The sequence below is a fragment of the Streptomyces sp. SID3343 genome (genome assembly GCF_009865215.1).
Lineage (GTDB): Bacteria > Actinomycetota > Actinomycetes > Streptomycetales > Streptomycetaceae > Embleya.
This window is the reverse complement of record NZ_WWJX01000672.1, coordinates 1-1,284: the sequence shown is the minus strand read 5'-3', so window position 1 is coordinate 1,284 and position 1,284 is coordinate 1. Positions and strand designations below refer to the sequence as shown.

Sequence of the window (1,284 nt, the reverse complement as noted above, 5' to 3'; positions counted from 1 at the left end):
CGGCCGCGGCCGTGGCGCGAGCCGGGGGTGGCGGTTCGTCGCGCGGTGGCTCCGGCGGTGGGAGCTCTGCCGGTGAGGGCTCCGCCGGGAGGGGCTCCGCCGGGGCGGGCGGAAACCGCGGCGCCTCGGAGACGGTCGGTGGTGGGGTCGCCTCGATCGGGGGCGTCAGGAGACCTTCGACGCCGATCCACGGCTCGGTCGCGGCCACCGTCCAGGGCGTCGACACCGTCGGAGGTGCCGACGGTCCACGTTCGACTTCCGGCATATCGGTCACAATCCCCCATGCTGTCAAGGTGATCGCGTTCCGCCGTGCATATGCCGGCCGGGGAGATCAAGACCCCCCATTTGATCGATGTGAATCGTTTAATATGCATTTTCCCCTGACCTACGGGTACGTCACGCCCCCATGGGCACCAAGGACGGTCGCACGGCCACGCGCGAGCGCGCCCAAGGGTTCGACGCCCTTTACGCGGCGGCGGCGGCCGACGTCGCGCGCTACGCGTACCTGCTGACCGCGAGCCCGCGACAGGCCGCCCACGTGACCCATCACGCGTTCGCGATGGTCTGGCGCGATCAGCCGGACGTCGACGACACCCTCGCCGACGTGGCGTACGTCCGAACCCTCGCCGGCGACCTCGCGCTCCATCGCGGCTACCTGCTCCGGCGCGGCGTGTGGCGGTTCGTGCCGCACTTGGACCGCACCGGCCGAGTCGTCCCGCACACGAACGACGACACGCACCGCGAGCGCGACATCGCCCTGCTGCGCGCGCTGCAACGAGTGGCCGCGCACCGCCGTCGGGTGTTCGTCCTGCGCCACCTGTTCGGGCTGACGGCGGAGGAGGTCGCGGTCGAGGCCGAGGCGACCACCGAGGCCACCCGAGTCCGGTTGTTCCACGCGCACGAGGACCTCGCCGAGCGGGTCCCCGCGCTCACCGGCCCCTCGCCGAACTGCCCGGAGGCGCACGACTTCCTGAGCACGATCACGCGCGACCTCGCGGCGCGCCACCAGCCGCGCCTGCACGGCGCGCCCGCGGTCCGCGCGGGCAGCAGGACCCGGACCGTCGCCTTGATCGCCGTGGTCGTCGCGGCCGTCGTCACGCTGTTCACGGCGGCCCTTCCCCGGGTGCTCGACCCCGGCTCGTCGCGCGATTCGCGAGAAGCCGTCAGGATGCGGACGAGTACGCAACAGCCGTCCGCTCCGCTGTACCGGCCGCCGGTACCGCCGGCCGCGGCACCGGCGGCGCCCCCGGACGCCGCGAAACCGGCCGAGCCCGCAGGGCCGCC

Annotated in this window: 1 protein-coding gene; it reads left to right on the top strand. The window is 73.4% G+C overall.

The annotated features are described in order from the left end of the window. Window positions 1-406: 406 nt before the first annotated feature. Window positions 407-1,284 (top strand): hypothetical protein (locus tag GT354_RS20650; RefSeq protein ID WP_161357825.1); only part of this gene is annotated, 878 nt, incomplete at its 3' end.